General features: G+C 66.4%; 27 protein-coding genes. All 27 read right to left on the bottom strand.

Annotated elements, in window-relative coordinates; all coding sequences use genetic code 11:
• Positions 1 to 3: 3 nt before the first annotated feature.
• The 27 genes from rpmJ to QRO03_RS13715 all read right to left on the bottom strand — a co-directional run bounded on the left by rpmJ (position 4) and on the right by QRO03_RS13715 (position 14,281).
• The gene (gene rpmJ / locus QRO03_RS13845; RefSeq protein ID WP_005050492.1) at positions 4 to 120 is read right to left on the bottom strand and encodes a 50S ribosomal protein L36; all 117 of its coding nucleotides are present in this window, start codon (positions 118 to 120) and stop codon (positions 4 to 6) included.
• A gap of 61 nt (positions 121 to 181) precedes the next feature.
• Positions 182 to 403, bottom strand: a complete 222-nt coding sequence (gene infA / locus QRO03_RS13840; RefSeq protein WP_013583992.1) for a translation initiation factor IF-1 — start codon at positions 401 to 403, stop codon at positions 182 to 184.
• A 141-nt stretch (positions 404 to 544) separates the two neighbouring features.
• A complete protein-coding gene (locus QRO03_RS13835) occupies positions 545 to 1,249 on the bottom strand; it encodes a DsbA family protein (protein WP_285138061.1) in 705 nt (234 codons plus the stop codon).
• Positions 1,249 to 2,088, bottom strand: coding sequence for a type I methionyl aminopeptidase (gene map / locus QRO03_RS13830; protein ID WP_285138060.1), 840 nt, complete (start codon positions 2,086 to 2,088; stop codon positions 1,249 to 1,251). Before map ends, QRO03_RS13835 begins: the two co-directional genes overlap by 1 nt.
• 1 nt (position 2,089) lies before the next feature.
• Entirely contained in the window at positions 2,090 to 2,686 is a 597-nt protein-coding gene (locus QRO03_RS13825) for an adenylate kinase (RefSeq protein ID WP_285138059.1), read from the bottom strand.
• Positions 2,683 to 4,005 carry a preprotein translocase subunit SecY gene (gene secY / locus QRO03_RS13820; protein ID WP_055959315.1) on the bottom strand — a complete coding sequence of 441 codons (1,323 nt, stop codon included), beginning with the start codon at positions 4,003 to 4,005 and terminating at the stop codon, positions 2,683 to 2,685. Before secY ends, QRO03_RS13825 begins: the two co-directional genes overlap by 4 nt.
• 110 nt (positions 4,006 to 4,115) lie before the next feature.
• The gene (gene rplO / locus QRO03_RS13815; RefSeq protein ID WP_285138058.1) at positions 4,116 to 4,646 is read right to left on the bottom strand and encodes a 50S ribosomal protein L15; all 531 of its coding nucleotides are present in this window, start codon (positions 4,644 to 4,646) and stop codon (positions 4,116 to 4,118) included.
• On the bottom strand, positions 4,646 to 4,831 hold the full coding sequence (gene rpmD, locus QRO03_RS13810) for a 50S ribosomal protein L30 (RefSeq protein ID WP_013583998.1): 186 nt from the start codon (positions 4,829 to 4,831) through the stop codon (positions 4,646 to 4,648). Before rpmD ends, rplO begins: the two co-directional genes overlap by 1 nt.
• Positions 4,831 to 5,511, bottom strand: a complete 681-nt coding sequence (gene rpsE, locus QRO03_RS13805; protein ID WP_502883049.1) for a 30S ribosomal protein S5 — start codon at positions 5,509 to 5,511, stop codon at positions 4,831 to 4,833. The genes rpmD and rpsE overlap by 1 nt, the downstream gene beginning before the upstream one ends.
• Complete coding sequence (gene rplR / locus QRO03_RS13800) at positions 5,508 to 5,867, bottom strand: 50S ribosomal protein L18 (protein WP_043361012.1); 360 nt, start codon at positions 5,865 to 5,867, stop codon at positions 5,508 to 5,510. Before rplR ends, rpsE begins: the two co-directional genes overlap by 4 nt.
• Positions 5,868 to 5,869: 2 nt before the next feature.
• Complete coding sequence (rplF, locus tag QRO03_RS13795; protein WP_285138056.1) at positions 5,870 to 6,406, bottom strand: 50S ribosomal protein L6; 537 nt, start codon at positions 6,404 to 6,406, stop codon at positions 5,870 to 5,872.
• Positions 6,407 to 6,412: 6 nt separating this feature from the next.
• The gene (gene rpsH / locus QRO03_RS13790; protein ID WP_055959322.1) at positions 6,413 to 6,811 is read right to left on the bottom strand and encodes a 30S ribosomal protein S8; all 399 of its coding nucleotides are present in this window, start codon (positions 6,809 to 6,811) and stop codon (positions 6,413 to 6,415) included.
• 92 nt (positions 6,812 to 6,903) lie between these two features.
• Positions 6,904 to 7,524 (bottom strand): 50S ribosomal protein L5, encoded by a 621-nt coding sequence (gene rplE / locus QRO03_RS13785; protein WP_285138055.1) that lies wholly within the window; start codon positions 7,522 to 7,524, stop codon positions 6,904 to 6,906.
• A gap of 2 nt (positions 7,525 to 7,526) precedes the next feature.
• Positions 7,527 to 7,886: a 50S ribosomal protein L24 gene (gene rplX / locus QRO03_RS13780; RefSeq protein WP_013584004.1), complete on the bottom strand. Its 360-nt coding sequence runs from the start codon at positions 7,884 to 7,886 to the stop codon at positions 7,527 to 7,529.
• Between the two features lie 2 nt (positions 7,887 to 7,888).
• Positions 7,889 to 8,257, bottom strand: coding sequence for a 50S ribosomal protein L14 (gene rplN / locus QRO03_RS13775; RefSeq protein ID WP_055959324.1), 369 nt, complete (start codon positions 8,255 to 8,257; stop codon positions 7,889 to 7,891).
• A 35-nt stretch (positions 8,258 to 8,292) separates the two neighbouring features.
• Complete coding sequence (rpsQ, locus tag QRO03_RS13770; RefSeq protein WP_055959326.1) at positions 8,293 to 8,619, bottom strand: 30S ribosomal protein S17; 327 nt, start codon at positions 8,617 to 8,619, stop codon at positions 8,293 to 8,295.
• Positions 8,619 to 8,933: a 50S ribosomal protein L29 gene (rpmC, locus tag QRO03_RS13765; protein ID WP_183418533.1), complete on the bottom strand. Its 315-nt coding sequence runs from the start codon at positions 8,931 to 8,933 to the stop codon at positions 8,619 to 8,621. The genes rpsQ and rpmC overlap by 1 nt, the downstream gene beginning before the upstream one ends.
• Positions 8,933 to 9,352: a 50S ribosomal protein L16 gene (rplP, locus tag QRO03_RS13760; protein ID WP_055833705.1), complete on the bottom strand. Its 420-nt coding sequence runs from the start codon at positions 9,350 to 9,352 to the stop codon at positions 8,933 to 8,935. Before rplP ends, rpmC begins: the two co-directional genes overlap by 1 nt.
• Entirely contained in the window at positions 9,352 to 10,110 is a 759-nt protein-coding gene (gene rpsC, locus QRO03_RS13755) for a 30S ribosomal protein S3 (RefSeq protein ID WP_055959329.1), read from the bottom strand. Before rpsC ends, rplP begins: the two co-directional genes overlap by 1 nt.
• Positions 10,110 to 10,508: a 50S ribosomal protein L22 gene (gene rplV, locus QRO03_RS13750; protein ID WP_183418534.1), complete on the bottom strand. Its 399-nt coding sequence runs from the start codon at positions 10,506 to 10,508 to the stop codon at positions 10,110 to 10,112. The genes rpsC and rplV overlap by 1 nt, the downstream gene beginning before the upstream one ends.
• 22 nt (positions 10,509 to 10,530) lie before the next feature.
• Positions 10,531 to 10,812 (bottom strand): 30S ribosomal protein S19, encoded by a 282-nt coding sequence (rpsS, locus tag QRO03_RS13745; protein ID WP_013584011.1) that lies wholly within the window; start codon positions 10,810 to 10,812, stop codon positions 10,531 to 10,533.
• 12 nt (positions 10,813 to 10,824) lie between these two features.
• On the bottom strand, positions 10,825 to 11,664 hold the full coding sequence (gene rplB / locus QRO03_RS13740; protein ID WP_013584012.1) for a 50S ribosomal protein L2: 840 nt from the start codon (positions 11,662 to 11,664) through the stop codon (positions 10,825 to 10,827).
• 24 nt (positions 11,665 to 11,688) lie between these two features.
• Positions 11,689 to 11,988 (bottom strand): 50S ribosomal protein L23, encoded by a 300-nt coding sequence (gene rplW, locus QRO03_RS13735; protein ID WP_055959332.1) that lies wholly within the window; start codon positions 11,986 to 11,988, stop codon positions 11,689 to 11,691.
• The gene (gene rplD / locus QRO03_RS13730; RefSeq protein ID WP_285138054.1) at positions 11,985 to 12,647 is read right to left on the bottom strand and encodes a 50S ribosomal protein L4; all 663 of its coding nucleotides are present in this window, start codon (positions 12,645 to 12,647) and stop codon (positions 11,985 to 11,987) included. The genes rplW and rplD overlap by 4 nt, the downstream gene beginning before the upstream one ends.
• Positions 12,648 to 12,649: 2 nt before the next feature.
• Complete coding sequence (gene rplC / locus QRO03_RS13725; protein WP_285138053.1) at positions 12,650 to 13,309, bottom strand: 50S ribosomal protein L3; 660 nt, start codon at positions 13,307 to 13,309, stop codon at positions 12,650 to 12,652.
• A gap of 8 nt (positions 13,310 to 13,317) precedes the next feature.
• A complete protein-coding gene (rpsJ, locus tag QRO03_RS13720) occupies positions 13,318 to 13,626 on the bottom strand; it encodes a 30S ribosomal protein S10 (RefSeq protein WP_013584016.1) in 309 nt (102 codons plus the stop codon).
• A 436-nt stretch (positions 13,627 to 14,062) separates the two neighbouring features.
• The gene (locus tag QRO03_RS13715; RefSeq protein WP_285138052.1) at positions 14,063 to 14,281 is read right to left on the bottom strand and encodes a hypothetical protein; all 219 of its coding nucleotides are present in this window, start codon (positions 14,279 to 14,281) and stop codon (positions 14,063 to 14,065) included.
• Between the last annotated feature and the right edge of the window lie 102 nt (positions 14,282 to 14,383).

Raw genomic sequence — 14,383 nt, 5'->3', positions numbered from 1 at the left:
AGCTCAGCCCTGGCGCTGCTTGTGGCGCGGGTTGCTCTTGCAGATCACCATCACGCGCCCGTGGCGACGGATCACCTTGCAGTGGTCGCAGATGGGCTTGACGGAGGGGTTGACCTTCATGATGTTCCTGTTTCGCTGTCTTCGAACGCGCGTGGTGCGGCTCGTTACTTCTCGGCCGGACTCAGCGGTAGCGGTAGACGATACGACCGCGGGTGAGGTCGTACGGGCTCAGTTCGACGACGACCCGGTCCTCGGGGATGATGCGGATGTAGTTCTGCCGCATCTTTCCCGAAATGGTGGCGAGCACCTTGTGACCGTTGGTCAGTTCGACACGGAACATCGCGTTGGGCAGTGCCTCGGACACCGTGCCCTCGATCTCGATGACACCGTCTTTCTTCGCCATAAACTCGCTCACGCTCAATTGCAGACCGGCCGGTCTGCGGTGGATGGGGAATCGGTGCTTCGACACGCCAATGAAGGCGCAACGCACCAAAGATCAAGCATACGTGGTGATACCCACTCCGGCAACTCGCCGGAGGTGTCGTCAGCCGTCGAGGCGGTCGACGATGTCCTTCTGCGGGTCGCCCGTCAGGTCGGTCTGGTTCGCCAGGACGGTACCGTCCACGGCGATCGTCGGCGTCGCGATCCCCCCGCTGCCGGGTTGCACCGGGGTGTTCTGGGTCATCGCCGTCACGAACCTCGTGTACGTCCCATCCGAGATGCACGACGTGGCGGCATCCGACGCCCCCACCGAGGTGGCGATGGACGCGAGGGTCGCATCGTCCAGACCGGCTGTGTTCTCCGACGGCTGCTGCGCGTAGAGGGCCTTCACGAACGCGGGGACGTTGGCGGGATCGTCCACGGCGACGCAATACGCGGCGGAGGCGGACCGGGTGGAGTACTCGGTGCCCTGGGAGGCGCGGTCGAGGATCGAGATGGGGTGGATGTTCAACGTGATCTCGTCGCTGGCCACCAGCTGGTCGAGCGTGGGCCCGTAGGCCTGCTCGAACTGATTGCAGACCGGGCACATGAAGTCGATGTACGTGTCGACGGTCTTCGCACCGGACCCAACCGCGATCGCCCCCGTCTCGGTGTCGACCGCGGAAGACTCCGGCAGCGTTCCGGGCGAGGTGGCCTGGTTGTTGGCGAACCACACGACGCCTGCCACGATGAGCACGACGACGAGCACCGCCGCCGTCACACCGATCGCGAACCAGTTCGTGGACTTCCGCACAGCGGCCATCATCATCAGTCGATCTCCTTCGGCACCACGCCGAACGGCGCCAATTTCTCGGCACCGCCGTCGTGAGCGGTCAGCACCCAGATGCCCCCATCATGCACGGCGACGCTATGTTCCCAATGGGAGCCGGCCGTCCCGTCGAGGGTCGACACCGTCCAGCCGTCGTCTTCGGTGAAGGTCTCCTGGTCGCCGATGACGACCATGGGCTCGATGGCCACCGCCAAGCCAGGGCGCACCTCTGCGCCGCGATCGGGCACCGCGTAGTTGAAGATGCTCGGCGACTCGTGCATCTTCCGGCCGATGCCGTGACCGACGTAGTCACGCAGGATGCCGTATCCCCCCTCAGGGGCATGGGCGTCGATGTACTGCTCGATCGCCGCCCCGACCTCGCCGAGGTGCGACGCCCGGCTGAGTGCCGCGATACCCGCCCACAGCGACCCCTCCGTGACCTCGGAGAGACGACGTCGCGGCGCGACGATGTCGTCGGGGGCGTCGCCGGGGACGATCACGGTGAAAGCGGAGTCGCCGTTCCATCCGCGCAGTTCCGCGCCCGCATCGATCGAAAGGATGTCGCCCGCCCGTAGAGGACGATCGTTCGGGATACCGTGCACCACCTGCTCGTTGACCGAGGCGCAGATCGTGTGCCGGTAACCCCGCACCATCTGGAAGTTCGACACGGCGCCACGCGAGGTGATGAGCGCGGACGCCGCGGCGTCGAGCTCGAGCGTGGTGACGCCCGGAGCGACGAGCGCGCGCACCGCGTCCAACGCGTCGGCGGTGATGAGGCCCGGCTCGATCATCGAGCGCAGCTGGGCCGGCTTCTTGTAGACGGAGGAACGGAGGCCCACGTCACGCAGCCGGCGACGCGTGGAGACCGCGCGCTTCGAGCGCCGCGAAGATGCGAGCGGTCACCTCGTCGAGACTGCCGACGCCGTCGATCTCGTCGACCACGTCGCGCGTGCCGTACACGTCGAGGATGGGCGCCGTCTCGCGTTCGTAGATACCCAGACGCGTGGCGATCGCCTCTTCGGTGTCGTCGGCGCGCCCCTGCTCGGATGCGCGCGCGGTCAGGCGCGACAGCGACTCCTCGCGCGGCACGACGAGCGCGATGACGGCGTCGAGCGACTCGCCGCGTCCCTCGAGGAACTCGTCGAGGTGCATCACCTGCGCGAGATTGCGCGGGTAGCCGTCGAGCAGGAAGCCCTCCGCCGCGTCCGCCTGCGACAGCCGGTCGCGCACGACCGCGCTGGTCAGCTCGTCGGGGACGAGGCTCCCACCGTCGATGATCGCCTTGACCTGCTGGCCCAGCTCGGTGCCCTGCGCGACGTTGGCGCGGAACACGTCGCCGGTGGAGACCACCGGAATGCCGAGCGCTTCTGCGATGCGGACGCCCTGCGTTCCCTTGCCCGACCCCTGCGGGCCCACGATCAGAAGACGCGCGCTCATCGAAGCAGCCCCTCGTAGTGACGCTGCTGGAGTTGCGCGTCGATCTGCTTCACGGTCTCGAGACCGACGCCGACGATGATCAGGATGGAGGCCCCGCCGAACGGGAAGTTCTGGTTGGCGCCGACCGTCGCGAGTGCCACCAGCGGCAGCAGGGCGATGAGACCCAGGTAGATCGAGCCGGGCAGGGTGATGCGCGTCAGGACGTAGTCGAGGTACTCGGCCGTCGGACGGCCCGCGCGGATGCCGGGGATGAACCCGCCGTACTTCTTCATGTTGTCGGCGACGTCGACCGGGTTGAACGTGATCGCGACGTAGAAGTACGCGAACCCGATGATGAGGAGGAAGTAGATCAGCATGTACAGCGGGTGGTCGCCACGCGTGAGGTACTGCGAGATCCACGTCACCCACGGCGACGGCTCCTGGCCCGGCTGCGGCTGATTGAACTGCGCGATGAGAGCCGGGATGTAGAGCAGCGACGAGGCGAAGATGACGGGCACGACGCCGGCCATGTTGACCTTGATCGGGATGTAGGTGTTCGTCCCGCCATAGGTACGGCGGCCGACCATGCGCTTGGCGTACTGGACCGGGATGCGTCGCTGGGATTGTTCGACGAACACCACGAGGGCGACGATCACGATGCTGACGGCCAGGACGAGCAGGAAGACCTCGACGCCGCGGGCGTTCAGGATCGACAGCATGGCGCCGGGGAAGGTCGCGGCGATCGAGGTGAAGATCAGGATGGACATGCCGTTACCCACGCCGCGCTCGGTGACGAGCTCGGCGAACCACATGACCAGGCCGGTGCCGGCGGTCATCGTGATGATCATGAGGAGCTGGGCCCACCAGATGTCGTTGGTCAGCAGCTGCTGGCACTCGGGCACTCCGGCCGAACCGAAGAGCTGGCCCGAACGCGCGACGGTGACGAGCGTGGTCGACTGCAGCAGCGCCAGCGCGATCGTCAGGTAGCGGGTGTACTGCGTGAGCTTCGCCTGACCCGCCTGACCCTCTTTGTAGAGCGTCTCGAAGTGCGGGATGACCACGCGCAGCAGCTGCACGATGATCGTCGCCGTGATGTACGGCATGACGCCGAGGGCGAAGATCGACAGCTGCAGCAGGGCGCCGCCCGAGAAGAGGTTCACCAGAGACAGCAGACCCTCGGTACCGCCCGACTGGTTCAGGCACTGCTGAACGTTGGGGAAGTCGACGAAGGGCGTCGGCACGTGAGCACCCAGCCGGTAAATGGCGATGATGCCCAGCGTGAAGGCGATCTTGCGCCTCAGGTCGGGCGTGCGGAAAACCCGCGCGATGGCGCTGAACAAGGGGGATTCCTCCAGAACGATCTCGGAGCGCGGCAACGCGCACTCCCCATCAGACTAATGCAGAAGGGGCCGACGGCCATAAGGCCGCCGGCCCCTTCCGGGTCGGGTCGTCAGTTGACGGTGCCGCCGGCGGCGACGATCTTCTGCTCGGCTGAGCCGGAGACCTTGTCGACGGAGACGGTCAGCGCGACCGAGATGTCGCCGGTGCCGAGCACCTTGACCTTCTCGTTCTTGCGCACTGCACCCTTGGCAACGAGGCCGGCGACGGTCACGTCGCCACCCTCCGGGTAGAGCTCGCCGAGCTTGTCCAGGTTCACGACCTGGTACTCGACGCGGAACGGGTTCTTGAAGCCGCGGAGCTTCGGGGTGCGCATGTGCAGCGGCATCTGCCCACCCTCGAAGCCGACCTTGACCTGGTAACGGGCCTTGGTTCCCTTGGTACCGCGACCGGACGTCTTACCCTTCGAGCCCTCACCGCGACCCACACGGGTCTTGGCGGTGCGGGCGCCCGGGACGGGACGCAGGTGGTGGACCTTGAGCACGCCGGGGCGCGCCGCGGGGGCTTCCTTCTTACCGGCCTTGGCGGCCGATGCCTTCTTCGGGGCGTCGACCGTTGCGGTCTCGTCCTTCTTGGCAGCCATTAGTCGATCTCCTCAACCTTGACGAGGTGGGCGACGGTCTTGACGTAGCCGCGCGTCTGCGCGTCGTCGGGACGGACGACCGAGTCGCCGATCCGCTTCAGACCGAGCGAACGCAGCGTGTCACGCTGGTTCTGCTTCTCGCTCACCTTGGACTTGATCTGCGTGACCTTCAGACGCTCGGCCATCAGGCACCTACCTTCTGGGCGGCGGCCTCGGCGCGCACGAGGCGGGCCGGGGCGACCTGGTCGAACTCCAGGCCACGGCGGGCGGCCACGGCACGGGGCTCCTCGAGCGCCTTCAGCGCCTCGACGGTCGCGTGCACGATGTTGATCGTGTTCGACGAGCCGAGCGACTTCGACAGGACGTCGTGGATGCCGGCGCACTCGAGGACGGCGCGGACGGGACCACCGGCGATGACACCGGTACCGGCGGCGGCGGGGCGCAGGAGCACCACACCGGCAGCGGCCTCACCCTGCACGGGGTGCGGGATGGTCGAGCCCGAACGCGGAACGCGGAAGAAGTTGCGCTTGGCCTCTTCGACACCCTTCGAGATGGCGAGGGGCACTTCGCGCGCCTTGCCGTAGCCGACACCGACCACGCCGTTGCCGTCACCGACGACGACGAGTGCGGTGAAGCTGAAGCGACGACCACCCTTGACGACCTTCGAGACGCGGTTGATGGTCACGACGCGCTCGAGGAACTGGCTCTCGTTGCGGTCGCGCGAACCACGGTCGCGCTGGTTGCTGTTGCGCTCGCGACCACCGCGACGCGGCTCGCGCTCACGCTCGGCGGGGGCCTGAGCGGCAGCCGCACCCTCAGCCGGGGCAGTCTGCTCGGTCACTTCGGTCTCCTTGTTGTCACTCACAGGTTCAGCCCTCCTTCGCGAGCTCCGTCGGCGATCGCGGCGACGCGGCCGGCGTAGCGGTTACCGCCACGGTCGAACACGACGTCGGAGACGCCCACGGCCTTGGCACGCTCGGCGACGAGTTCGCCGACCTTGCGGGCCTTGGCGGTCTTGTCACCGTCGAAGCCGCGCAGGTCGGTCTCGAGGGTGGAAGCGGAGGCCACGGTGTGGCCCTTGCTGTCGTCCACGACCTGGACGAACACGTGGCGCGCGGAACGCGTCACCACGAGACGGGGACGAAGCTCGGTGCCGACGACCTTCTTGCGAAGACGCGCGTGGCGACGAGCACGAGCGACGGACTTTGTCTTGACAGCCATGGTCACTTACCACTCTTTCCGGCCTTGCGGCGGACGACCTCGCCCGCGTACCGCACACCCTTGCCCTTGTAGGGCTCGGGCTTACGGATCTTGCGGATGTTGGCTGCGGCCTCGCCGACGGCCTGCTTGTCGATGCCGCTCACGGTGACCTTGTTGTTGCCTTCGACCGTGAGGGTGATGCCCGCGGGCGGGTCGATGAGGACGGGGTGCGAGAAGCCGAGGGCGAACTCGATCGCGCTGCCCTTCTGGGCGACGCGGTAACCCGTGCCGACGACCTCGAGGCCCTTGGTGTAGCCCTGGGTGACACCGATGATGTTGTTGTTGATGAGCGTGCGGGTCAGGCCGTGGAGCGACCGCGACTCGCGCTCGTCGTCGGGGCGGGTGACGAGAACCTGGTTCTCCTCGACCGACACCTCGAGGGGCTGCGCGATGGTGAGCTCGAGCTCGCCCTTCGGGCCCTTGACGGAGACCTCCCGGCCGTTCACCGAAACGGTGACGCCGGCGGGGATGTCGATGGGAAGACGTCCAATACGCGACATGTCAGATCACCACACGTAGGCGAGGACTTCCCCGCCGACGCCCTTCTGCTCGGCCTGACGGTCGGTGAGGAGACCGGAGGAGGTGGACAGGATGGCCACGCCGAGCCCGCCGAGGACCGTGGGGACCTCGGTCGACTTCGCGTACACGCGGAGGCCGGGCTTGGAGACGCGCTTGATGCCGGCGATCGACCGCTCGCGGTTCGGGCCGTACTTCAGCGTCATGTTGAGGGTGTGACCGACGCGGGCGTCTTCGACGTTCCAGTCGGCGATGTAGCCCTCCTGCTTGAGGATGGCTGCGATGTTGGTCTTGAGCTTCGAGCTCGGCATCGACACGGAGTCGTGGTGCGCCGAGTTCGCGTTGCGCAGACGGGTCAGCATGTCTGCGACCGGGTCTGTCATCGTCATGTGTTGCTTCTTTCTTTCATGAGGTTTCGGCTGCCGTTACACGACAGTCGACCTTCGATGAGGGGCCCCCGGGTGTCCGGGGGCCCGAGGGGTCAGGCCTGTGCGTCGGCCGACTGGAACGGGAAGCCGAGCTGGCGCAGCAGCGAACGGCCCTCGTCGTCGGTCTTCGCGGTGGTGACGATGGTGATGTCGAAACCACGCACGCGGTCGATGCGGTCCTGGTCGATCTCGTGGAACACGGACTGCTCCTGGAGACCGAAGGTGTAGTTGCCGTTGCCGTCGAACTGCTTGGCCGACAGACCGCGGAAGTCGCGGATGCGGGGCAGGGCGAGGTTGACGAGGCGGTCCACGAACTCCCATGCGCGGTCACCACGGAGGGTGACGTGCGCACCGATGGCCTGACCTTCGCGCAGCTTGAACTGCGCGATGGACTTGCGGGCCTTCGTGACGATCGGCTTCTGACCGGTGATCTTGGTGAGGTCCTCGACCGCACCATCGATCACCTTGCTGTCACGAGCAGCCTCGCCGACGCCGGTGTTGACGACGACCTTGACCAGGCCGGGCGTCTGCATGACGTTCGCGTAACCGAACTCCTCCTGCAGGGCCTTCTTGATCTCGTTGTTGTACTTCTGCTTCAGGCGGGGCTGGCCGGCGCCCTTGGAGGGCTGCCCTTCGGACGAAGTGCCAGTTACCGCGGCAGTGTCGGTGCTCATACTCAGAGGTCCTTGCCGCTCTTCTTCGCGAAGCGCACGCGGACGGTGCGCTTGACGCCGTCCTTCACCTGCTCCTCGACACGACGGCCGACGCGGGTCGGCTTCTTGGTCGAGGGGTCGACGATCGCGACGTTGGAAATGTGGATCGGGGCCTCGAACGTCTCGATGCCGCCGGTCTTGGTGCCGCGCTGGGACTGGCCCACGCGGTTGTGCTTGGTGACGTAGTTCACGCCCTCGACGATCACGCGGTTCTGCTCGGTGAGGACCTCGAGGACCTTACCCTGCTTGCCACGGTCGCCGCCACGCTCGGGCTTGGCACCCGAGATGACCTGAACCAGGTCGCCCTTTTTGATTTTCGCCATGATCAGATGACCTCCGGGGCGAGCGAGACGATCTTCATGAACTTCTTGTCGCGAAGCTCACGGCCGACCGGTCCGAAGATACGGGTGCCGCGGGGCTCCCCGTCGCTCTTCAGGATCACGGCGGCGTTCTCGTCGAACTTGATGTACGAGCCGTCGGAACGACGGGTCTGCTTGACGACGCGGACGACGACGGCCTTGACCACGTCGCCCTTCTTGACGTTTCCACCCGGGATCGCGTCCTTGACCGTGGCGACGATGACGTCGCCCAGGCCCGCGTACCGGCGGTTGGAGCCGCCGAGCACACGGATGGTGAGCAGCTCCTTGGCGCCGGTGTTGTCGGCGACCTTCAGCCGGGATTCGTTCTGAATCACTTTTTACTCCTTGGGTTCCAAGTAAGCCGCGAGGCTTACTTGGCCTTCTCGAGGATCTCGACCAGGCGCCAGCGCTTGGTGGCGCTGAGCGGACGGGTCTCGTTGATGACGACGAGGTCGCCGATGCCCGCCGAGTTGGTCTCGTCGTGCGCCTTGACCTTCGAGGTGCGACGGATGACCTTGCCGTAGAGCGGGTGCTTCACGCGGTCCTCGACCTCGACGACGATCGTCTTGTCCATCTTGTCGCTGACGACGTACCCGCGACGTGCCTTGCGGTAACCGCGGGCGTCCTCGTCACGGACATCGTTCTCGGCGTGCTCGTGGCCGGCGACCTGCGCCTCGGCCTTCTTCGCGGTAGCCATTACTCCGCCTCTTCCTTCGTGGCGTCGTCAGCGGCATCCGCCTTCTTCGCCTTGCTCTTCTTCGCCTTCGTCGCCGCCTCGACCGGGGCCGGGGTGGCGCGGATGCCGAGCTCGCGCTCACGGATCACCGTGTACAGACGCGCGATGTCGCGCTTGACTGCACGGATGCGACCGTGGCTCTCGAGCTGGCCGGTGGCCGACTGGAAGCGCAGGTTGAACAGCTCTTCCTTGGCCTTGCGCAGCTCCTCGACGAGGCGCTGGTCTTCGAACGTGTCGAGCTCGCTCGGAGCGAGCTGCTTGGTGCCGATCGCCATTACGCGTCGCCCTCCTCGCGCTTGATGATGCGTGCCTTCAGGGGCAGCTTGTGAATGGCTCGGGTCAGTGCTTCACGAGCGAGCTGCTCGTCGACACCCGCGACCTCGAAGAGGACGCGGCCCGGCTTGACGTTCGCAACCCACCACTCGGGCGAACCCTTACCGGAACCCATGCGGGTTTCAGCCGGCTTCTTGGTGAGGGGACGGTCGGGGTAGATGTTGATCCACACCTTTCCGCCACGCTTGATGTGACGCGTCATGGCGATACGAGCGGACTCGATCTGACGGTTGGTCACGTAAGCGGGGGTCAGCGCCTGGATCCCGTACTCCCCGAACGACACCTGGGTGCCACCGGTGGCCTGGCCGGAACGGCCGGGGTGGTGCTGCTTGCGGTACTTGACCTTGCGGGGGATGAGCATTACGCCGACGCTCCTTCTGCCACGGGGGCCTCGTTGCGCGGGCCACGACGACGGTCGCCACCACGGTCGTCACGACCGCGGGACTTGGGCGCGTTGGCCTGCTCGCGGGCGAGCTCCTTGTTGGTGAGGTCGCCCTTGTAGATCCAGACCTTCACGCCGATGCGGCCGAAGGTGGTCTTGGCCTCGTAAAAGCCGTAATCGATGTTCGCACGGAGGGTGTGCAGCGGCACACGGCCTTCGCGGTAGAACTCCGAGCGGCTCATCTCGGCGCCGCCGAGGCGGCCCGACACCTGGATGCGGACGCCCTTGGCGCCGGCACGCTGCGCGCCCTGCAGACCCTTGCGCATCGCGCGACGGAACGCCACGCGTGCGGAGAGCTGCTCGGCGACACCCTGAGCGACCAGCTGAGCATCGGCCTCGGGGTTCTTGACCTCGAGGATGTTCAGCTGGATCTGCTTGCCACTGAGCTTCTCGAGGTCGGCGCGGATGCGCTCGGCCTCGGCGCCGCGGCGACCGATCACGATGCCCGGACGGGCGGTGTGGATGTCGACGCGGACGCGGTCACGCGTGCGCTCGATCTCGATGTTGCTGACACCGGCGCGGTCGAGCGAGGTGGTCAGCAGGCGACGGATCTTGATGTCCTCGGCGAGGTAGTCGGCGTAACGCTGACCGGGCTTCGTCGAGTCCGAGAACCACCGCGACACGTGGTCGGTGGTGATGCCGAGGCGGAAGCCGTACGGGTTGACCTTCTGTCCCATTACTTGCTCGCCTTCTTGTTGGCGCGGGCCGGGGTCGCCTCAGCGGTCTCCGGCGTCGCGAGCACGACCGTGATGTGGCTCGTGCGCTTCTTGATCTGGAAGGCGCGACCCTGTGCGCGGGGGCGGAAACGCTTGAGCGTCGTGCCCTCGTCGACGTACGCGTTCTTCACGTACAGGTCGGCGTCATCCAGGTATTCGTTCGTCTTGTCGGCGGTCACGCGAGCGTTCGCGATGGCCGAGGCGACGAGCTTGTAGATCGGCTCGCTCGCGCCCTGCGGCGCGAACTTCAGGATGGCGAGGGCCTCTTCGGCCTGCTTGCCCTTGATGAGCGCGACGACACGACGAGCCTTCTGAGGGGTCACGCGGATGTGTCGCACGCGTGCGATGGACTCCACCATTTCTCTCTCCTCCTCGGTCGCCTTAACGGCGACGGCCCTTCTTGTCGTCCTTCACGTGGCCGCGGAAGGTGCGGGTGGGCGAGAACTCGCCCAGCTTGTGGCCGACCATGGTCTCGGTCACGAACACGGGGATGTGCTTGCGACCGTCGTGCACGGCGATGGTGTGTCCCAGCATGGCGGGGATGATCATCGAACGGCGCGACCAGGTCTTGATGACGTTCTTCGAACCGGCTTCGTTCTGCGAGACGACCTTGCGAAGCAGGTGCTCGTCGACGAAGGGGCCCTTCTTAAGGCTGCGAGGCATCTTCCTCTACTCCTACTTGCGCTTCTTGCCGGCGGTGCGACGGCGGACGATGAGCTTGTCGCTCTCCTTGTTCGCGTGGCGGGTGCGGCCTTCGGCCTTGCCCCACGGGGAAACAGGGTGACGACCACCGGAGGTCTTACCCTCACCACCACCGTGCGGGTGGTCGACCGGGTTCATGGCGACACCACGCACGGTCGGGCGGACGCCCTTCCAGCGCATGCGGCCGGCCTTGCCCCAGTTGATGTTCGACTGCTCGGCGTTGCCGACCTCGCCGATCGTGGCGCGGCAGCGCACGTCGACGTTGCGGATCTCGCCGGAGGGCAGACGCAGCTGCGCGTAGGGGCCGTCCTTGGCGACCAGACGCACGGAGGCGCCGGCCGAACGGGCCATCTTCGCGCCGCCACCGGGACGGAGCTCGATCGCGTGGATGACGGTACCGGTGGGGATGTTGCGCAGCGGCAGGTTGTTGCCGGGCTTGATGTCGGCGCCGGCACCCGACTCGACGACGTCGCCCTGCGACAGCTTCGCGGGGGCGAGGATGTAGCGCTTCTCGCCGTCCGCGTAGTGCAGCAGCGCGATGCGCGCGGTGCGGTTGGGGTCGTACTCGATGTGAGCGACCTTGGCGTCGATGCCGTCCTTGTCGTTACGACGGAAGTCGATCAGACGGTACTGACGCTTGTGACCGCCACCGATGTGACGCGTCGTGATGCGGCCCTGGTTGTTACGGCCACCGGTCTTCGACAGCGGGCGCAGCAGCGACTTCTCGGGCGTCGATCGGGTGATCTCGGCGAAGTCGGCCACCGACGAGCCGCGGCGACCGGGGGTCGTGGGCTTGTACTTGCGAATAGCCATTGTTCTTGTCCTCTATCCCGACCGTCAGCCGACAGACGTGAAGATGTCGATGGTGCCCGACTTCAGCGAGACGATGGCGCGCTTGGTGTCCTTGCGCTTGCCGATGCCGAAGCGGGTGCGACGGGCCTTGCCCACGCGGTTGATCGTGTTGACCGAAGCCACCTTGACGCTGAAGATCTTCTCGATCGCGAGCTTGATCTCGGTCTTCGAGGCGCGGGGGTCCACCAGGAAGGTGTACTTGCCCTCGTCGATGAGCGAGTAGCTCTTCTCGGAGACGACCGGCTTCAGGATGATGTCGCGCGGGTCCTTGTTGACGGTGGTCATGCCGAGACCTCCTCGGTGGGCGCAGCCTTCGACGCGACGAACGTGTCGTAGGCGGCCTTGGTGAAGACGATGTCGTCGGAGACGATCACGTCGTAGGTGTTCAGCTGGCCGACGGTCAGCACGTGGACGTACGCGAGGTTGCGCACGCTCTTGATCGTCAGCTCGTCGTCGCGGTCGATGACCACGAGCACGTTCTTGACGGCACCGAGGACCTTCAGCGCGGCGGCAGCGGCCTTGGTCGAGGGCGCACCCTCGATGGCGAAGCTGTCGACGATGTGCAGACGCTGCCCACGAGCGCGGTCGCTCAGCGCGCCCAGGAGCGCGGCGGCGATCATCTTCTTGGGGGTGCGCTGGCTGTAGTCGCGGGGCTTGGGCCCGTGGACGATGCCACCACCGGTCATGTGCGGCGCGCGGATCGAGCCCTGACGGGCGTTACCGGTGCCCTTCTGCTTGAAGGGCTTGCGGCCGGCACCCGAGACCTCGCCACGACGCTTGGTCGAGTGCGTGCCCTGGCGAGCCGCGGCGCGCTGCGCCACGACGACCTGGTGGATGAGGGGGATGTTCGTCTTGACGTCGAAGAGCGCGGCGGGCAGCTCGACGGAGCCTGCCTTCTTGCCGTCGGCCTTCACGACGTCGAGCGCGAGAGTCGAGTCAGCCATGATCAGGCACCCTTCACTGCGTTGCGGACGTAGACGATGCGGCCACGAGCACCGGGGACGGCGCCCTTGACGAGCATGAGTCCCTTCTCGGCGTCGACGGCGTGCACCGTGAGGTTGAGGACGGTCACGCGCTCGCCACCCATACGGCCGGCCATGCGCATGCCCTTGAAGACGCGGCTCGGCGTCGACGAGGCGCCGATCGAGCCGGGCTTGCGGTGGTTGCGGTGCGAACCGTGCGAGGCGGAGACACCCTTGAAGTTGTGACGCTTCATGACACCGGCGGTGCCCTTGCCCTTGCTGGTGCCGACGACGTCGACCAGCTGGCCGGCCTCGAAGAGGCCTTCCACGGTGAGCTCCTGGCCCAGCGCGTAGTCGGCGGCGTCCGCGGTGCGCACCTCGGTGAGGTGGCGGCGCGGGGTGACACCGGCGGCGTCGAAGTGAGCCGTCAGGGGCTTGTTCACCTTGCGGGGGTCGATCTGGCCGTAGCCGATCTGAACGGCGTTGTAGCCGTCCTTCTCGAGCGAGCGCAGCTGGGTCACGACGTTCGGCGCGACCTCGATGACGGTGACGGGAACGAGCTTGCCGTTCTCGTCCCACACCTGGGTCATACCGAGCTTGGTCCCGAGGAGGCCCTTGGAGATCTTGGAGTTGATGTCAGCCATGTCGAACCTCAGAGCTTGATCTCGATGTTGACATCGGCCGGGAGGTCGAGGCGCATCAGCGAGTCGACGGCCTTGGGCGTCGGGTCGATGATGTCGATGAGGCGCTTGTGGGTGCGCATCTCGAAGTGCTCGCGGCTGTCCTTGTACTTGTGGGGCGACCGGATGACGCACACGACGTTCTTCTCGGTCGGAAGGGGAACCGGGCCCACCACGGTGGCGCCGGCACGGGTCACGGTGTCGACGATCTTGCGCGCCGACGAGTCCAGCCCGGCGTGGTCGTACGACTTCAGGCGAATGCGGATCTTCTGTCCCGCCATTGTCTGCTCTCTCTCTTTCTCGCGTCTTACCCGACCTGGGGCATTGGACGCACGGTGGTGCTGACGCACCCTGGCACTTCCCCTCGCTCACGCGAGAGATGCTGCACCGCTGTTCAGCTGTCAAACCGGACGCCTCATGGCTTCCGGCCCGCCCCTCGCACGCACGCGTGCGAATCCCGTTGGGGATGAAGGGGTTCGGTGTGTGTTCTGCTGCCCGCGGCCCAGGACCCTGCGCTCACGCGCCGCCTGTGCACTGCCGAGACAGTGATCCTGGCGCGCGCCGAGCGCACGCCGGAATGTGGAACTGGACTAGTCTACGGACCCGTCGGGCGTGTCGCAAACCCGGGCGTGTCGCGTGCGGCGTTTCCTCAGAATCCGGGGCCGGGAACGCCGACGGCGCCGCTCCCCTCGGGAGCAGCGCCGTGGACGGTCGGGCTCAGGCGTTGCCGATGTTCTTGTCGACGTTGGCCCGCACGTCGTCGACCTTGGCGTGCTGATCGGCCGGAACGATCTTCTTGATCGCCTCCGCCGCACCGTCGAGCACCTTGTCGCTGACCTCTTCGGCCTTCTCGCTCTTGAGAGCTTCCTCGATCTTGTCGCGGTTGTCGTCGAGGAGCTTCTTGCCCTTCGCGATGATGTCGTCCACGCCGCTCATTACGTCTCCCTCGTGACCGGATCGACCAACATGCCGACCTCCCGTTCATTGTGGAGTGCACGAGACCGCCAGCGGAAGCCCCCGGACGTCGACGTCATCCGA

It is taken from the genome of Microbacterium sp. lyk4-40-TSB-66 (assembly GCF_030209475.1).
In the GTDB taxonomy this organism is placed as follows: Bacteria; Actinomycetota; Actinomycetes; order Actinomycetales; family Microbacteriaceae; genus Microbacterium.
This window is presented reverse-complemented; position numbering and strand designations above follow the sequence as displayed.